The organism is Streptomyces sp. NPDC051567 (assembly GCF_044454165.1).
In the GTDB taxonomy this organism is placed as follows: Bacteria; Actinomycetota; Actinomycetes; order Streptomycetales; family Streptomycetaceae; genus Streptomyces.
The window spans coordinates 9,319-25,201 of sequence record NZ_JBITDK010000003.1 but is presented as its reverse complement, the minus strand read 5'-3'; the positions used below and the strand labels follow the sequence as shown (position 1 = coordinate 25,201).

Annotated in this window: 11 protein-coding genes and 2 pseudogenes; 12 read left to right on the top strand and 1 reads right to left on the bottom strand. The window is 72.3% G+C overall.

All coding sequences use genetic code 11. The features are described from left to right. The 9 genes from ACIA5F_RS04275 (at window position 1) to ACIA5F_RS04235 (ending at window position 11,112) form a co-directional block, all read left to right on the top strand. Window positions 1-357, top strand: coding sequence for a DUF4233 domain-containing protein (locus tag ACIA5F_RS04275; RefSeq protein WP_399348958.1), 357 nt, complete (start codon window positions 1-3; stop codon window positions 355-357). Window positions 358-421: 64 nt separating this feature from the next. Further along, window positions 422-832, top strand: a complete 411-nt coding sequence (gene ndk / locus ACIA5F_RS04270) for a nucleoside-diphosphate kinase (RefSeq protein ID WP_399348954.1) — start codon at window positions 422-424, stop codon at window positions 830-832. A gap of 353 nt (window positions 833-1,185) precedes the next feature. Further along, a complete protein-coding gene (locus tag ACIA5F_RS04265; RefSeq protein ID WP_399349566.1) occupies window positions 1,186-2,205 on the top strand; it encodes a rod shape-determining protein in 1,020 nt (339 codons plus the stop codon). A gap of 173 nt (window positions 2,206-2,378) precedes the next feature. Then, a complete protein-coding gene (gene mreC, locus ACIA5F_RS04260) occupies window positions 2,379-3,320 on the top strand; it encodes a rod shape-determining protein MreC (RefSeq protein WP_399348952.1) in 942 nt (313 codons plus the stop codon). Between the two features lie 12 nt (window positions 3,321-3,332). Continuing rightward, window positions 3,333-4,028, top strand: a complete 696-nt coding sequence (gene mreD / locus ACIA5F_RS04255; RefSeq protein WP_399348950.1) for a rod shape-determining protein MreD — start codon at window positions 3,333-3,335, stop codon at window positions 4,026-4,028. Between the two features lie 13 nt (window positions 4,029-4,041). Next, window positions 4,042-6,219: a penicillin-binding protein 2 gene (gene mrdA / locus ACIA5F_RS04250; protein ID WP_399348948.1), complete on the top strand. Its 2,178-nt coding sequence runs from the start codon at window positions 4,042-4,044 to the stop codon at window positions 6,217-6,219. Window positions 6,220-6,228: 9 nt separating this feature from the next. Then, window positions 6,229-7,431, top strand: a complete 1,203-nt coding sequence (rodA, locus tag ACIA5F_RS04245; protein ID WP_399348946.1) for a rod shape-determining protein RodA — start codon at window positions 6,229-6,231, stop codon at window positions 7,429-7,431. A gap of 56 nt (window positions 7,432-7,487) precedes the next feature. Next, a complete protein-coding gene (locus ACIA5F_RS04240) occupies window positions 7,488-9,113 on the top strand; it encodes a CHAD domain-containing protein (protein ID WP_399348944.1) in 1,626 nt (541 codons plus the stop codon). A gap of 73 nt (window positions 9,114-9,186) precedes the next feature. Further along, a complete protein-coding gene (locus tag ACIA5F_RS04235) occupies window positions 9,187-11,112 on the top strand; it encodes a TIGR03960 family B12-binding radical SAM protein (protein ID WP_399348942.1) in 1,926 nt (641 codons plus the stop codon). Between the two features lie 289 nt (window positions 11,113-11,401). Here the strand turns inward: ACIA5F_RS04235 and ACIA5F_RS04230 are convergent. After that, window positions 11,402-12,546 (bottom strand): annotated as a pseudogene (locus ACIA5F_RS04230) (methyltransferase domain-containing protein). 609 nt (window positions 12,547-13,155) lie between these two features. Between ACIA5F_RS04230 and ACIA5F_RS04225 the strand changes: the two are divergent. The 3 genes and pseudogenes from ACIA5F_RS04225 to ACIA5F_RS04215 form a co-directional block, all read left to right on the top strand. Further along, window positions 13,156-14,076, top strand: a complete 921-nt coding sequence (locus tag ACIA5F_RS04225) for a hypothetical protein (protein WP_399348940.1) — start codon at window positions 13,156-13,158, stop codon at window positions 14,074-14,076. Between the two features lie 121 nt (window positions 14,077-14,197). After that, window positions 14,198-14,977, top strand: coding sequence for a TIGR03936 family radical SAM-associated protein (locus ACIA5F_RS04220; protein WP_399349564.1), 780 nt, complete (start codon window positions 14,198-14,200; stop codon window positions 14,975-14,977). A 234-nt stretch (window positions 14,978-15,211) separates the two neighbouring features. Next, window positions 15,212-15,883, top strand: a pseudogene (locus ACIA5F_RS04215) (ribonuclease E/G); the annotation flags it as partial.

Sequence of the window (15,883 nt, the reverse complement as noted above, 5' to 3'; positions counted from 1 at the left end):
ATGCGCACGCTCTGTGCTTCGACGCTGATCGGCGAGTTCTTCGTGATCGGCTTCGCGGGTCTGGTGGCCATGAAGAACCCGGACCTGACCCAGGGAGCCGTCTGGACGGTCTGCGGCATCGGCATGCTGGTGTCGGTGCTGCTGTGCGGGATGCTCTCGCGCCCCGGCGCGGTCCAGCTGGGCTGGGTCCTCCAGATCGGGCTGATCCTCAGCGGCTTCGTCGTCCCGGCGATGTTCGTCCTCGGCGCGGCCTTCGCCGCCCTGTGGTGGTGCTCGGTGCACTACGGGCGCCGGATCGACGCGATCAAGGCCCGCTGGGCCGAGCAGGCGCGGGCCGCGTCACCTGACGCTGTGTGACAGGGCCCCGTCACCGCACTGTAGCCTCGTCGCACCGCACCCGAATGCCGCAAGGAGCCGCACCATGACCCAGCGCACCCTCGTCCTGCTCAAGCCCGACGCGGTCGGCCGCGGGCTGGTGGGCGAGATCGTCGGACGCTTCGAGCGGAAGGCCGGCTGGACCATCCGCGCCCTGGAGCTGCGCACGCTCGACCGGGGCATCCTGGAGCAGCACTACGCGGAGCACGTCGGGCGCCCGTTCTACGAGCCGCTCATGGGCTTCATGTCCGGCGGTCCGGTCGTCGCCCTGGTGGTCGAGGGGGAGCGCGTGATCGAGGGCGTCCGCCGGCTGGCCGGTCCCACCGACCCGATCGAGGCGGCGCCCGGCTCCGTCCGGGGCGACTTCGGCACCATCACCCGGGAGAACCTGATCCACGCCTCGGACTCCGAGGAGTCCGCCGCGCGTGAGCTGAAGCTGTTCTTCCCCTCCCTCTGACCCCTGCGATCCCTCCCCGATTCCCCGCCGGGTCCCGTCTCCGGTCCCCGTCGACCGCACCTCCTCCCTGACGGGGCATCCGCCGAATAGCGCTCATCGCCTGGGGCGACCGAAGTAATTTCGGTCGCCCTTCGGTATGACCGGGCAGGACCGGGAACGCATGGGCAGGACATGACGTCCCCACTACGGGGGCGGGTATCCGATCCGGCGGGAATGCCGGAGTCCCGTCGCGCGATGTCCGTACCCACGGCACTACGATGGGGCCTCCACCCACACACCCACCTCGCCGACCTGACAGCAGCCGCTATCAACTGGAAGGCCAGACGCTCCTCATGGGGAACAAGGGGAACAACATGTCGTTCATCGGCCGTGACATGGCGATCGACCTCGGGACCGCCAACACGCTGGTGTACGTGAGGGGCCGGGGGATCGTCCTGAACGAGCCGTCCGTGGTCGCCATCAACACGAACACCGGCGGCATCCTGGCGGTCGGCTCCGAGGCGAAGAAGATGATCGGGCGCACGCCCGGCAACATCGTCGCCGTGCGGCCCCTCAAGGACGGGGTGATCGCCGACTTCGAGATCACCGAGCGGATGCTCCGGTACTTCATCCTCAAGATCCACAAGCGGCGCTACCTGGCCCGCCCGCGCGTCGTGGTCTGCGTCCCCTCCGGCATCACCGGAGTCGAGCGCCGCGCCGTCATCGAGGCGTCCACGCAGGCCGGCGCCCGCCAGGTGCACATCATCGAGGAGCCCATGGCCGCCGCCATCGGCTCCGGCCTGCCCGTCCACGAGGCCACCGGCAACATGGTCGTGGACATCGGCGGCGGCACCACCGAGGTCGCCGTCATCTCCCTCGGCGGAATCGTCACGGCACAGTCCATCCGGGTGGCCGGGGACGAGCTCGACAACGCGATCATCCAGCACATCAAGAAGGAGTACTCGCTCCTCCTCGGCGAGCGCACCGCCGAGCAGATCAAGATCACCATCGGGTCGGCGTACGACCTCGGCAAGGACGAGCACACCGAGATCCGCGGCCGTGACCTGGTCTCCGGGCTGCCCAAGACCGTCGTCATCTCCGCCGCCGAGGTCCGCAAGGCCATCGAGGAGCCGGTCAACTCCATCGTCGACGCGGTCAAGACCACGCTCGACAAGTGCCCGCCGGAACTCTCCGGCGACATCATGGACCGCGGCATCGTCCTGACCGGCGGCGGGGCCCTCCTGCGCGGCCTGGACGAGCGGCTGCGCCGCGAGACGGGCATGCCGATCCACATCGCCGAGGACCCGCTCGACTCCGTCGCGCTCGGCTCCGGCAAGTGCGTGGAGGAGTTCGAGGCGCTCCAGCAGGTCCTCGACGCCCAGCCCCGCCGCTGACCCGCACCCGGCCGGGAGCCATACGGAACCCATGAATCCGCCGTACGGGTGCTACCGGGCCCGTACGGCGGATCGTTGACATACAGGCAACAGTCCGGCGGGACCACAGCGACACGTCCCGCCGGAGCGGTTCCACCGCACGGGTATCTACGAGGAAGGCACGGCCGCCGCACGTGAGGGACACACGAGAAAGCCGGCTGCTCCTGGTGCTTCTGATCGCCATCGCGTTCGCATTGATCACGGTGGACATCAGAGCGGGCGAGAAGTCACCGGTCGAGGGCGCCCGGCGGGCCGCCGCGGCCGTCTTCGGCCCGGTCGAGAAGGGCATGGCGACCGCGGTCGACCCCGTCGCCCACGCCGTGGGAGCGGTCCGGGACTCCGGCGGGCGCCACAGCCGCATCGCCGTACTGGAGCGCGAGAACTCGGCCCTGAAGGCCAGACTGGGCAGCGACGACCGGACCCGCAGCCGCATCCGCGAGCTGGACGAGATGCTCAAGCGGGCCGGCGCCGGACAGTACGGCATCAAGGGCGCCGAGGTCATCGCCATAGGAGCGGCCCAGGGCTTCTCCTGGACCGTCACCATCGACGCCGGCAGCAAGGACGGCATCGAACGCGACATGACCGTCCTCAACGGGGAGGGCCTCGTCGGCCGGGTCGCCACCGTCGGCCCCGACACCGCCACCGTGGTCCTCGCCAACGACCCCGGCTTCACCGTCGGCACCCGCCTGGAGAAGACCGGCGAACTCGGCTTCGCCACCGGCCAGGGCGACCGCGCCCTCTCCGTGCAGATGCTCAACGGCAAGGCCAAGGTGAACCCCGGCGACCGCCTCGTCACCTTCGGCTCGCGCGCCAACCGGCCCTTCGTCCCCGGCGTCCCGATCGGCGAGGTGATCAAGGTCGACCCCTCGGGCGGCGACCTGACCCGCACCGTCTGGGTCCGGCCCTTCGTCGGCTTCTCGCGCCTGGACATCGTCGGCGTCGTGGTCATGCCCCCGCGCGAGGACCCGCGCGACGCCGTCCTGCCGCCCAAACCCGAACCCCCCAAGCCCACCCCGACCGTCACCGTCACGGTCACCCCCTCCGCCAGCGCGCCCGTCAAACCGGCCGAGGAGTAGGAGCAGCCGCCCATGCGCTTCAACCGGATCGTGCTCTCGGCCACGCTCGTCGTGGTGGCCCTCGTCGTCCAGGTCACCGTCCTGGGACGGCTCCAGCTCCCCGGCGCCGTCCCCGACCTGCTCCTCCTCACCGTCGTCGCCCTCGCCCTCGTCTACGGGCACACCGGCGGCGCCCTCATCGGCTTCGGCGCCGGGCTCCTCGCCGACCTGGCCCCGCCCGCCGACCACGCCGCCGGACGGTACGCGCTCGTCCTGTGCCTCATCGGCTACGCCGCCGGCCTGGTCCGCCCCGACAACGGACGGTTCCGCTCCGCCTGGGGCCCGATGCTCACCGTCGTCGCCGCCGCGATCGGCTCCACCCTCCTCTACGCGAGCGTGGGCGCCCTCGTCGGCGACACCGCCGTCCGCGACGTGGGCCTGGCCGGGCTGCTGTTCACCGCGACCCTCTACGACCTGCTGCTCGCCCCCTTCACCGTGCCGTTCCTCATGGCCCTGGCCCGGCGCGCCGAGAGCGACCCGATGGCGGTCGAGGCGGGCGGCGGCCCGGTCCAGGGCACCGACGTCTCCGCCGGCTGGCTCGCCGGCGGCACCGGACTGCGGATCGGCAGCCAGCGCGGCGGCCTGCGGCTGAGGAGCGGACGCGGCCGGGCCGGCCGGGCCGTCCGCATAAAGGGCGTCAAGGGTGTGAAGAGCGTCAGGAAACTGTGAGGAGGGAGCCGACATGACGAACAATCCGGAGACCGGCCGCCCCTCCCGGGTGCGGATCAGGCTCATCGTGATCCAGGTACTCGTCCTCTCCCTCTTCCTCACCCTCGGCGGACGCCTCTGGTACCTCCAGATCCGCAACGGCCAGGAGTACTCCGACGAGGCGCGCGACAACCACGTCCAGCGGGTCGTCCAGCCCGCCGTGCGCGGCTCGATCCTCGACGCCCACGGCGTCCCGCTCGCCGACAACGAGACCCGCCTCGTCGTCTCCGCCAGCCGCACCGAGCTGATGAAGATGAAGGACAAGGGCAAGGCCGTCCTGACCCGCCTCGCCGAGGTGCTGGACATGCGGCCGCAGGAGACCCGCGACAAGGTCCGGCTCTGCGACTCCAAGACCCCGCAGCCCTGCTGGAACGGCTCCCCCTACCAGCCCATCCCCGTCACCGACAGGGCCACCACCCAGCAGGCCCTCCAGATCCGCGAGCGCCCCGACGACTTCCCCGGCATCACCGCCCAGCCGACCGCCGTACGCCGCTACCCGGCACCCGGCGGCGCCAACACCGGCCAGGTGCTCGGCTACCTCTCCCCGGTCACCGACGCCGAGATCGTCAAGGCCAAGGACACCGACTCGCCCTTCCTCCGCTCCGACCAGGTCGGCCGCTTCGGCCTGGAACGCTCCTACGACAAGGAGCTGCGCGGCAAGGCCGGCATCACCCGCTACGAGGTGGACAACCTCGGCCGGGTCATCGGCGAGGCCAAGAACGACCCGGCCGTGTCCGGCGCCAACCTCGTGACCAGCATCGACGCCCGCGTCCAGGGGGTCGTCGAGTACGAGCTGAACAACGCCATGGTCGAGGCGCGCAAGCAGAACGACCGCAACACCGGCGTCAACTACAAGGCCGACGCGGGCGCCGTGGTGGTCCTGGAGTCCAGGACGGGCCGCGTCGTGGCCATGGCCTCCAACCCGACCTACGACCCGAACGTGTGGGTCGGCGGGATCTCCGCCAAGAACTACGCCAAGCTCACCGCCAAGGAGTCCAACGTCCCGCTGATGAACCGGGCCATCCAGGGCCAGGCCGCCCCGGGCTCCATCTTCAAGGTCGTCCCGACCACCGCCGCGGTCAACGCCGGGTACAAGTTCGACGGGGACTACCCCTGCCCCAGCTCGTACTCCATCGGCGGCCAGGTCTTCATGAACTTCGAGTCCAAGGGCCACGGCAACATCACCCTCGGCCAGGCCCTCGAAGTCTCCTGCGACACCGTCTTCTACGCCCTCGGCCACCAGCAGTGGCTCAAGGACGGCGGGCTCAAGCCGAAGAAGAACCCGGCGGAGATCTTCTACAGGACCGCCCACCAGTTCGGCCTCGGCGCCGAGACCCACGTGGACCTCCCGGGCGAGGAGAAGGGCCGGGTCCCCGACCGCCGGTGGAAGCAGCGGTTCTGGCAGGCCAACAAGGAGATGTGGTGCAAGACCGGCAAGAAGGGCGGCACCTACGTCGAGCTGCTCTCCTACGAGAACTGCCTCGAAGGCAACCTCATGCGCGCCGGTGACGCCGTCAACTACTCCATCGGCCAGGGCGACACCCTCGTCACCCCGATCCAGATGGCCACCATCTACGCGGCCATCTCCAACGGCGGCACCCTGTGGAACCCGACCATCGGCAAGGCCGTCATCAGCGCCGACGGCAAGCGGATCGAGGAGATCAAGCCGCAGTCCCACGGCCGCCTGCCCGTGGACCAGAAACTCGTCCGCGAGCTGAACGGCGCACTGGAAGGGGTCGCCACCCGCGGCACCGCCGCCTGGCGGTTCGGCGGCTGGCCGCAGAAGCAGATCCCCATGCACGCCAAGACCGGCACCGCCGAGGTCTACGGCAAGCAGACCACCTCCTGGTTCGCCACCTACACCGACGACTACACGATCGTCATGACGATCTCCCAGGGCGGCACCGGCTCCGGAGCCTCCGGCCCCGCCGTGCGCAGCATCTTCAACGCCATCTACGGTCTCGACATGGCCGGCAAGCAGGACCTGACCAAGGCCCTGCTGCCCGAGCCGGAGACCAGGCTCCCCACGATCGGGCCCGACGGCTCCATCGACGCACCCGTGGTGCGGCCGTACGTACCGCCGTCCCCGGAGGAGCTGGCGCCGCCCGCGCTCGCCGGACCGCCCGCCCCGCCCGCCTCGAAGCAGGACTGATCAGGACTGATGCAGACCGCGAACAAGTTCTCCGTCTCCCGGTACGCGCCCGAGCGCGGCCCGCTGGCCAGGATCACCGCCCGTGACTCGGTCGTGCGCCGGCTCGACTGGCCGATCCTGCTCTCGGCGCTCGCGCTCTCCTTCATCGGCGCCCTGCTGGTCTGGTCGGCGACCCGCAACCGGACCACGCTGAACCAGGGGGACCCGTACTACTTCCTCTTCCGGCACGCCCTGAACACCGGCATCGGCGTCGTCCTGATGATCGCCACCATCTGGCTCGGCCACCGCACCCTGCGCGGCGCCGTGCCGATCCTGTACGGGCTCTCGCTCGTGCTCGTCATGGCCGTGCTCACCCCGCTCGGCGCCACCATCAACGGCGCCCACGCGTGGATCGTCGTCGGCGGCGGCTTCTCCCTGCAACCCTCCGAGTTCGTGAAGGTCACGATCATCCTGGGCATGGCGATGCTGCTGGCGGCCCGGGTCGACGCGGGCGACCTCGCCCATCCGGACCACCGGACCGTCGTCAAGGCGCTCTGCCTGGCGGCGGCCCCGATGGGCATCGTCATGCTGATGCCCGACCTCGGTTCCGTCATGGTCATGGTGGTGATCGTGCTCGGTGTCCTGCTGGCCTCCGGCGCCTCCAACCGGTGGGTGTTCGGGCTGCTGGGCTCGGGCGTGGCCGGCGCCGTGCTGATCTGGCAGCTCGGCATCCTCGACGAGTACCAGATCAACCGCTTCGCGGCCTTCGCCAACCCCGAGCTCGACCCGGCGGGGGTCGGCTACAACACCAACCAGGCGCGCATCGCGATCGGCTCCGGCGGGCTGACCGGCTCCGGCCTCTTCAAGGGCTCGCAGACCACCGGCCAGTTCGTGCCGGAGCAGCAGACCGACTTCGTCTTCACCGTGGCGGGCGAGGAGCTGGGCTTCGTCGGGGCCGGGCTGATCCTGCTCCTGCTGGGCGTCGTCCTCTGGCGGGCCTGCATGATCGCCCGCGAGACCACCGAGCTGTACGGGACGATCGTGTGCGCCGGGATCATCGCCTGGTTCGCCTTCCAGTCCTTCGAGAACATCGGGATGACCCTCGGGATCATGCCGGTGGCCGGGCTCCCGCTGCCGTTCGTGTCGTACGGCGGGTCCTCGATGTTCGCGGTCTGGGTGGCGGTCGGACTCCTCCAGTCGATCAAGGTCCAGCGCCCGCTGTCGGCCTCGTGACCTGCCGGAACGCCGACAACACGACCCGGTGCCCGGTTCGGGGCTAGATTCGGTCCATGGTGGACACGCAGCGCGAGGTCGAGCGGAAATTCGAGTTCACCTCGGCCGGCGCGGAGCGGCGCGGGGTGCCGGGGCTGACGGGCACCGGGCCCGTCGCGGCCGTCCGCGACCAGGGCGTCGCCGAGCTCGACGTCGTCTACTACGACACCCCCGGCCTGCGCCTCGCCGCCGACGGAGTCACCCTGCGGCGCAGGACCGGCGGTACGGACGCGGGCTGGCACCTGAAACTGCCCGTCTCCCCGGGGGTCCGCGACGAGATCCGGGCGGCCCCGGGCCGGGCCCTGCCCCGCTCCCTCGCCCGGCTGGTCCGCTCCCGCACCCGGGACGCCCCGCTGGAACCGCAGCTCAGAGTGGTCACGACCCGCCGGACCAGCCACCTCCTCGACGCCGACGGCGCCCTGCTCGCGCAGGTGTGCGCCGACGCCGTCCGGGCGGAGCGACGGGCCCCCGGCGGGCAGGACGAACGGGCCGGGCACGGCCGGAGCGCGGCCCGGAGCGGCGGCGGGGACGGCGGCGGGGACGGCGGCCGGGAGGTGGTCACCGCCGCCTGGACCGAGGTCGAGGTGGAACTCGCCGACGGAACGGACCCCGCCCTGCTCGACGCGGTCGCCAGGACCTTCCGCGAGGCCGGGCTCCGGTACTCCGGCGCCCCCTCGAAGTTCGCCCGCGCCCTCGAAGCGACCGGGGCCGCGCTGCCCGCCGCGCCCTCGCCGCAGCCGCCGCAGCCCGCCCCCGGCGACGGCACGGCGGGCGCGTACGTCCTCGCGTACCTGCGGGAACAGCGCGACGTCCTGATCGCCCAGGACCCGGCCGTGCGGCGGGGGCTGCCGGACTCCGTCCACCAGATGCGGGTGGCCTGCCGCCGGCTCCGCAGCGCCTTCGCGACGTACGGGAAGGTCCTCGACCGCGCGGTCACCGGCCCGGTCGGGGAAGAGCTGCGCCGGCTGGCCGCCGAACTCGGCGTCGACCGCGACCGGGAAGTCCTGCTGGAACGGCTGCGGACCCGGCTCGACGAACTGCCCCGCACCCTGCGCCTGGGACCGGTCCGCCGCCGCCTGCGGCGGTGGGACGCGGACCGGGCCCCCGCCTCCCGGCGCCGGGTGCTGGCCGCCCTCGACAGCCCGCGCCACCTGCGCCTCCTGCACTCCCTCGACGCCCTGCTCGCCGATCCGCCCCTGCTCAAGGCCGCCGCCCGGCCCGCGCGGCCGGTCCTGGCCAAGGCGGTCCGCCGCGACCGCGCGCGCCTGGCCCGCCGGATCGCGCAGGCGCTCGCCCTCCCGGCGGGCCGGGAACGCGACCTGGCCCTCCACGAGGCCCGCAAGGCGGCCAAACGCGCCCGGTACGCGGCGGAGGCGGCCGTCCCCGCCCTCGGCGGACCGGCGCAACGCCTGGCCAAGGCGGTGAAGTCGGTACAGACCCTGCTCGGCGACCACCGGGACGGCGTGGTCGCCCGCACGGCCCTGCGCGCCCTCGCCGTCTCGGCGGCCGGGGCGGGCGAACCGTCCTTCACCTGGGGTGTGCTCCACGCCCGCGAGGAGGCCCTGGCCGCACTCCGCGAACAGGAGCTCCCGGAGCTCTGGGCACACGTCCCGGACCCGTCCCGGCGGGGCCTGCGGGGCTGACCGGATGGGCGGGCGACGGCCGTACCCCGGGGTACGCTTGAGAGTCGCCCCCTGCCCGCTTCACGAAAGTCGCGTGATGTCCGAGTCGGTCTTCCCACAGCTCGAAGCTCTGCTCCCGCATGTGCAGAAGCCCATCCAGTACGTAGGCGGTGAGCTGAACTCCACCGTCAAGCCCTGGGAAAGCTGCGACGTCCGCTGGGCGCTCATGTACCCGGACGCGTACGAGGTCGGGCTGCCCAACCAGGGCGTCATGATCCTCTACGAGGTGCTGAACGAGCGCGAGGGCGTCCTCGCGGAGCGCACCTACTCGGTGTGGCCGGACCTCGAAGAGCTGATGCGCGAGCACAAGGTGCCGCAGTTCACCGTCGACTCGCACCGCCCGGTCGGCTCCTTCGACGTCTTCGGGCTCTCCTTCTCCACCGAGCTCGGCTACACCAACATGCTCACGGCCCTGGACCTCGCGGGCATCCCGCTGGAGGCCAGGAACCGTACGGTCGACCACCCGATCGTCCTCGCGGGAGGCCACGCGGCCTTCAACCCCGAGCCGATCGCGGAGTTCATCGACTGCGCGGTCATCGGCGACGGCGAACAGGCCGTCCTCGATATGACCGAGATCATCCGCGCCTGGAAGGCCGAGGGCCGCCCCGGCGGTCGCGAGGAGGTGCTGCTGCGGCTGGCGAAGACCGGCGGCGTCTACGTCCCCGGCTTCTACGACGTCGAGTACCTGCCGGACGGCCGCATCGGCCGGGTCGTGCCCAACCGCTCCGGTGTCCCGTGGCGCGTCTCCAAGCACACCGTCATGGACCTCGACGAGTGGCCCTACCCCAAGCAGCCGCTGGTCCCGCTCGCCGAGACCGTCCACGAGCGGATGTCGGTGGAGATCTTCCGCGGCTGCACCCGCGGCTGCCGTTTCTGCCAGGCCGGCATGATCACGCGCCCCGTGCGGGAGCGAAGCATCACCGGCATCGGCGAGATGGTCGAGCGCGGTCTGAAGGCCACGGGCTTCGAGGAGGTCGGCCTCCTCTCGCTCTCCTCGGCGGACCACACCGAGATCGCCGACATCGCCAAGGGGCTCGCGGACCGGTACACGGACGACAAGGTGGGTCTCTCCCTGCCCTCGACCCGTGTGGACGCCTTCAACGTGGACCTGGCCAACGAGCTGACCCGCAACGGGCGCCGCTCCGGTCTGACCTTCGCCCCCGAGGGCGGCTCCGAGCGCATGCGCAAGGTCATCAACAAGATGGTCTCGGAGGAGGACCTGATCCGGACGGTCTCCACGGCGTACGGCAACGGCTGGCGCCAGGTGAAGCTGTACTTCATGTGCGGCCTGCCGACCGAGACCGACGAGGACGTCCTCCAGATCGGTGACATGGCGGTCAACGTCATCGCCAAGGGCCGCGAGGTCTCCGGCCAGAACGACATCCGCTGCACGGTGTCGATCGGCGGTTTCGTACCGAAGCCGCACACCCCGTTCCAGTGGGCGCCGCAGCTGTCGGCCGAGGAGACGGACGCCCGCCTGGGCAAGCTCCGCGACAAGATCCGCGGCGACAAGAAGTACGGCCGCTCCATCGGCTTCCGCTACCACGACGGCAAGCCGGGCATCGTCGAGGGCCTCCTCTCGCGCGGTGACCGCCGTATCGGCGACGTCATCCGTGCCGTCTACGAGTCCGGCGGCCGGTTCGACGGCTGGCGCGAGCACTTCAGCTACGACCGCTGGATGCAGGCCGCGGAAAAGGCGCTGCCCGCGTACGGCGTGGACGTCGCCTGGTACACGACGCGCGAGCGCACCTATGAGGAGGTCCTGCCCTGGGACCACCTGGACTCCGGTCTCGACAAGGACTGGCTCTGGGAGGACTGGCAGGACGCCCTCGACGAGACCGAGGTCGAGGACTGCCGCTGGACCCCGTGCTTCGACTGCGGCGTCTGCCCCCAGCTCGACACACAGATCCAGATCGGCCCGACCGGCAAGAAGCTGCTGCCCCTGTCGGTCGTGAAGTGACCCCCCGCCCCACCTGACCCCTGGCCCCGCCTCAGGGCGGTCACCGCGCGTCGGAACGACCGCCGTGGAGCGTGCCGAGATCTGGGTCCAGATGCGAGAGGCGGGGGGGGGGGGGGGGGGGCGGGGGCCCCCCCGCCCGCGGCCCCCGCCCCCCCGGCCCCGGGGGGGGGGGCGGCCGCGCGCCCCCCCCCCCCCCCCCCCGCGCCGGGCGGCGCCGCCCCCCCCCCCGCGCGCCGCCCGCCCCCCCCCCCCCCCCCCCCCCCCCCCCCCCCCCCCCCCCCCCCGCTTCTCAGACGGCCTCAGCCGTACGGGCCGGAGCGACCTGGACGGGCCGGCCCGGGTCGTCCAGCCACGCGTACTGGGCCGACGCCGTCACAGTGAGTCCGAACCGCTCGTGTCCCGGCTTCCCTTCGTTCTCCCACCAGCGGTAGGCCGCTTCGGCCTCGTGCCACAGTCGGCGGGGGCCCGCCTGCCAGACGCGCGCCGTGTCGCCGTCACGGAACACGACGCACGCCCATGAGCGGTCGGTGAGCCCGTAGAACCACACGGGCCGCGCTCCGTCGCGTTTGTCGGCGACGACGCTGTGACAGTCCGGAACCCGGAGACCGAGGGCGAACCGCCGGGGGCCGAACCGTTCTCCCATGAACGCGTCTTCCGTGATGTCCGTCGACGACTCGTCACGATCTTCCGGACCGCCCGTGACGTAGTCGCTGTGGACGACGGGCGAGAGCCGCTGTGCCCGGAGCTTCATGAACTCCACCGGCCCGGTGAAGGCCCCTGACGCGCTCTTTCCGTCCCGGGCGACCACGAGTCGCGCCACCGTGTCACCGTTGCTGTAGTGCGTTCCCCACGGGGCCACGATCAGCCCGGCCGGCCGAACCTGCCGCACCCAGTCGAACGGAACGTGCCGTACCCCGGCGGTCACGATGATCCGGTCGTACGGCGCGCCTTCGGGACACCCCTCGTATCCATCACCATGGACGACCCGTACGGCTGCCCCGAAGCGTTCGAGGGAGGCCCGCGCCTGCTCGGCGACCGTCCCGTCCACCTCTACCGTGACACGTTCTCCGCCCCGGCACGGTGAGCGAGCAGGGCGGCGTTCCAGCCCGTGCCCGTGCCGATTTCCAGCACCCGGTTCCCAGGGTGTACGTCCAGGTCCCGGAGCATCCGGAACACCACGCTCGGCATGGACGCCGACGACGTCGAGACCCGCCCGGGGTCCGTCCCGGTGTGCGCTCCGTCGTCCCACTGCGTGACGACGGGTACGTCCGAGTCCGCGTATCCGAACCACGCGCCGGGGTCGTCCGTCCTGGACACGGCGACGCTCGTGCCCGCGCCCATGTCGAACGGCCACATCAGATCGGGCAGAAACGCCGACCGGGGCACCGCCGCGTAGGAGGGGACCCAGTCCGGGGAGAGGGCGCCACCTGACATGAGGACACGCCCCAGCTCGGTGCGGCTGGGGCGGTCCTGGTGTGCGTCGGCAGTCACGGGGTGACCACCTCACTTCTTCGGAGGGTTGGGGACCCCGGGGCCACCGTCCGGGGTGGGCGGAACGGGCGGTCCGTGCCATGGCCGGCCGGGCAAGCCGTCTCCTCCGCCGCCACCGCTGTTGGCCAGAGTGTTGTAGGTCATTGCCTTCTCCTCTCGGTTGTCGTTCCCTGTGGTCCGTCCGGCTGCCGGCCGTCACGCAGACAGCCGGACGGGACCTTGCCCGTTCCTGCCGGGATCACCGTCGTGGGGGGACACGATGCGGGTGAGTTCAGATCGTGGCGTTGTTCCATGGCGGGTCCTTCCGTGAGCCGTTCCGTGATGACTGCGTCCGGTCCACCGCTACCTTCACCCCCCACACGGCCTCGCAACAGAGAGAGCCATGACATACGGCCAGTCCGTGATGGACGGGTTCTCTCGTAGGCGCGTCAGCGCCCCCCGGCGACCGTGTGCTCCTCGTGCTGCCCATCGGGTCCGGCTTGCGGGCGGGGCGTTCTCCGGGAACATCGGCCGGGCCGGAACGGCTGGGGTTCCCGTGGTGTCCTTAGCGCCATGGAACACGAGAGACCGCAGACCACGCCCGGCGGCGACGGACAGCGGGCCGGTGGCGCGCGGACGGCCGTGAAGATCGTGGCGGTGCTGGTCGTGCTGCCCGTACGGGTGATCTGGGACCTGCTCACCGCCCTCGGGCGGGGGCTGGCCCGGGTGTACCGGCGGGCCGTGCTCCCGGTGCTGCGCGGGCTCGGCCGGGTCCTCGTGGTCCTGCTGAAGCTGCTGTTCGTCTGGCCGTGGGTGGGGCTGTGGCGGTACGCGCTGGTCCCCGCCGGACGGGCCGCCGCCTGGCTGGGCCGGACGGCGTACACGTACCTCCTCGCACCCCTGGGACGGCTGCTGTACGCGTACGCGCTGCACCCGCTGGGCCGTGCCGTCGCCCGGCTGGCCGCCGCGATCTGGACCCATGTGCTGATACCGGCCGGGCGGGGGCTGTTCCGGCTGGCCGTGGCGGGCTGCCGGTACGTGCTCGTCCCGCTCGCGCAGGGCCTCGTACGGCTGCTCTCCTGGGTGTGGCGGTACCTGCTGAAACCCCTCGGGCTGGGCCTCTGGTGGCCGGCGCGCGGGCTCCACCGGTACGTCCTCACCCCGCTCGGGCAGGCCCTGGCCGGTGCCTGGCGGGTGGCCGGACGGATCACCCGCGCCCTGTGGCGGGGAACCGTCCGGGCCGGGCGGGCCCTGTTCGGGCGCCCCCTCGCCTGGGTGAACCGGCGGGTGGCGACCCCGGCCGGGCACCTCGCGCGCGAGGCGTGGCACACGGTCCGCACCACCGTGCGCGAGGCCCGCACCGAGGTGCGGCGGGTGTTCTCCCGCACTCCTCCCGCGCAACCGGCGAGGTCACAGGCGCGTACTCTGGGCAGTACGACAGCCATGGGCGACACGCCCGCCCCCGAGATCTCCCCGCGCAAGCCGCAGGGGTGAACCGGGGCGGGGCGGGCCCCTGGCCACACGGATTTGGGCGACGCGCGAGCCGCGGAGCCCCGCAGAAGGAGAAGAACCACTGGGCAAGCGACAGCCCGAAGGCCCGCCTCCCGCACCCGTGGTGCAGCGCATCCGCCTGCGCTACACCAAGCGTGGCCGCCTCCGGTTCACCAGCCACCGGGACTTCCAGCGCGCCTTCGAGCGCGCCCTGCGCCGCGCCGAGGTGCCGATGGCCTACTCGGCCGGCTTCACCCCGCACCCCCGCGTCTCGTACGCCAACGCCGCCCCGACCGGGACCGGCAGCGAGGCCGAGTACCTGGAGATCGCCCTCGCCGCCGCGCGCGACCCCGGGACGCTGCGCGCGCTGCTCGACGAGTCGATGCCCGCCGGGCTCGACATCATCGACGCCGTCGAGGCCCGCACCTCCGGCCTCGCCGAGCGGCTGACGGCCTCCGTGTGGGAGCTGCGCCTGGAGGGCGTGGAGCCCGCGGACGCCGAGAAGGCCGTGGCGGCCTTCCTCGACGCCGACGCCGTGGAGGTGCAGCGCCGGACCAAGAACGGCATGCGGACCTTCGACACGCGCGGCGCCGTCGTCAGTCTTGAGGCGCTTTCCGTCCCGGCTGATAGGCCCCTGGACAGTGCCTGTGCGATACTGCGGCTGGTTGTTCGGCATTTGACACCTGCCGTGCGACCCGACGACGTCCTGTCCGGTCTCCGAGCTGTGGCCGACCTGGCGCCGCCGGTCCCCGCAGCGGTGACCAGGCTGGCGCAGGGGCTCTTCGACGAGGAGTCCGGCACGGTGACCGACCCGCTCGCGCCCGACCGCGAGGCTGTCACGGCCGCCACACCCACGGCCGCCGTAGCTGCCGACGCGAAGGCGCCGGAAGGTCCCGCCGCGTAGGGATCGTCGTCGTCGCGCAGCCCTGGCACTCGGGAGCCACCTGGGTCGGGCCGCGCACAGACCTGAAGACTTCCGCCAGGCCGTACGGACAACACGTACGGAACCGGCGGTCATGGACTACAGCTCCCGTGTGGCGAACGCGCCCCGGAGGCCGGTTCCGCGCTCATTACGCGAAACCGTGCCGGACCGGATGTCAGCCGCGGCGCCCGGGAGCGTGACGGGAGAACCGCCCGCATGCTCAACAACGAGAACAACACCACCGACCACACCGCCGCCGGCCACGCCGACAGCGGCAGCCCCAGCGACAGCCTGCCCCCGCGCAGGCGCCGCCGGGCCGCTTCCCGGCCCGCAGGGCCCCCTGGCGCGACCGCCGCCGAGGCCGCTGCGGTGGCCGAGGCCCCGGCCGCTCCCGCTCCGGTTGCCGAGGAGTCCGCTGCTCCGGCTCCGCGTGCCCGTCGTCGGGCGACCCGCGCGGTGACCGCCCCCGAGGCCGTCGTCGCCGAGGCCGCTCCTGTCGAGGCTTCGGCCGCTCCCGCTCCCGCCGTCGAGGAGTCCGCCGCTCCGGCCCCGCGCGCTCGTCGTCGGGCGACCCGCGCCGTCGCGGCCCCGGTCGCCGAGGCCGCCCCGGTGGCCGAGGCCCCGGCCGCTTCCGCCGCTGAGGAGTCCGCCGCTCCGGCCCCGCGTGCCCGTCGTCGCGCCACCCGCGCCGTGACCGCCCCTGAGGCCGTGGTGACCGAGGCCGCTCCGGTCGAGGCTCCCGCCGCTGCCGTCGAGGAGTCCGCTGCTCCGGCTCCGCGTGCCCGTCGTCGGGCCACCCGCGCCGTGACCGCCCCTGAGGCCGTGGTGACCGAGGCCGCTCCGGTCGAGGCTCCCGCCGCTGCCGTCGAGGAGTCCGCTGCTCCGGCT

Excerpts from the sequence above, each read along its gene's own strand:
- ACIA5F_RS04265 (WP_399349566.1), top strand. The coding sequence starts at position 1,186 with ATGTCGTTCATCGGCCGTGACATGGCGATCGACCTCGGGACCGCCAAC.
- ACIA5F_RS04240 (WP_399348944.1), top strand. The coding sequence starts at position 7,488 with ATGGTGGACACGCAGCGCGAGGTCGAGCGGAAATTCGAGTTCACCTCG.
- ndk (WP_399348954.1), top strand. The coding sequence starts at position 422 with ATGACCCAGCGCACCCTCGTCCTGCTCAAGCCCGACGCGGTCGGCCGC.
- ACIA5F_RS04275 (WP_399348958.1), top strand. The coding sequence starts at position 1 with ATGCGCACGCTCTGTGCTTCGACGCTGATCGGCGAGTTCTTCGTGATC.
- mreD (WP_399348950.1), top strand. The coding sequence starts at position 3,333 with ATGCGCTTCAACCGGATCGTGCTCTCGGCCACGCTCGTCGTGGTGGCC.
- rodA (WP_399348946.1), top strand. The coding sequence starts at position 6,229 with ATGCAGACCGCGAACAAGTTCTCCGTCTCCCGGTACGCGCCCGAGCGC.
- ACIA5F_RS04225 (WP_399348940.1), top strand. The coding sequence starts at position 13,156 with ATGGAACACGAGAGACCGCAGACCACGCCCGGCGGCGACGGACAGCGG.
- mrdA (WP_399348948.1), top strand. The coding sequence starts at position 4,042 with ATGACGAACAATCCGGAGACCGGCCGCCCCTCCCGGGTGCGGATCAGG.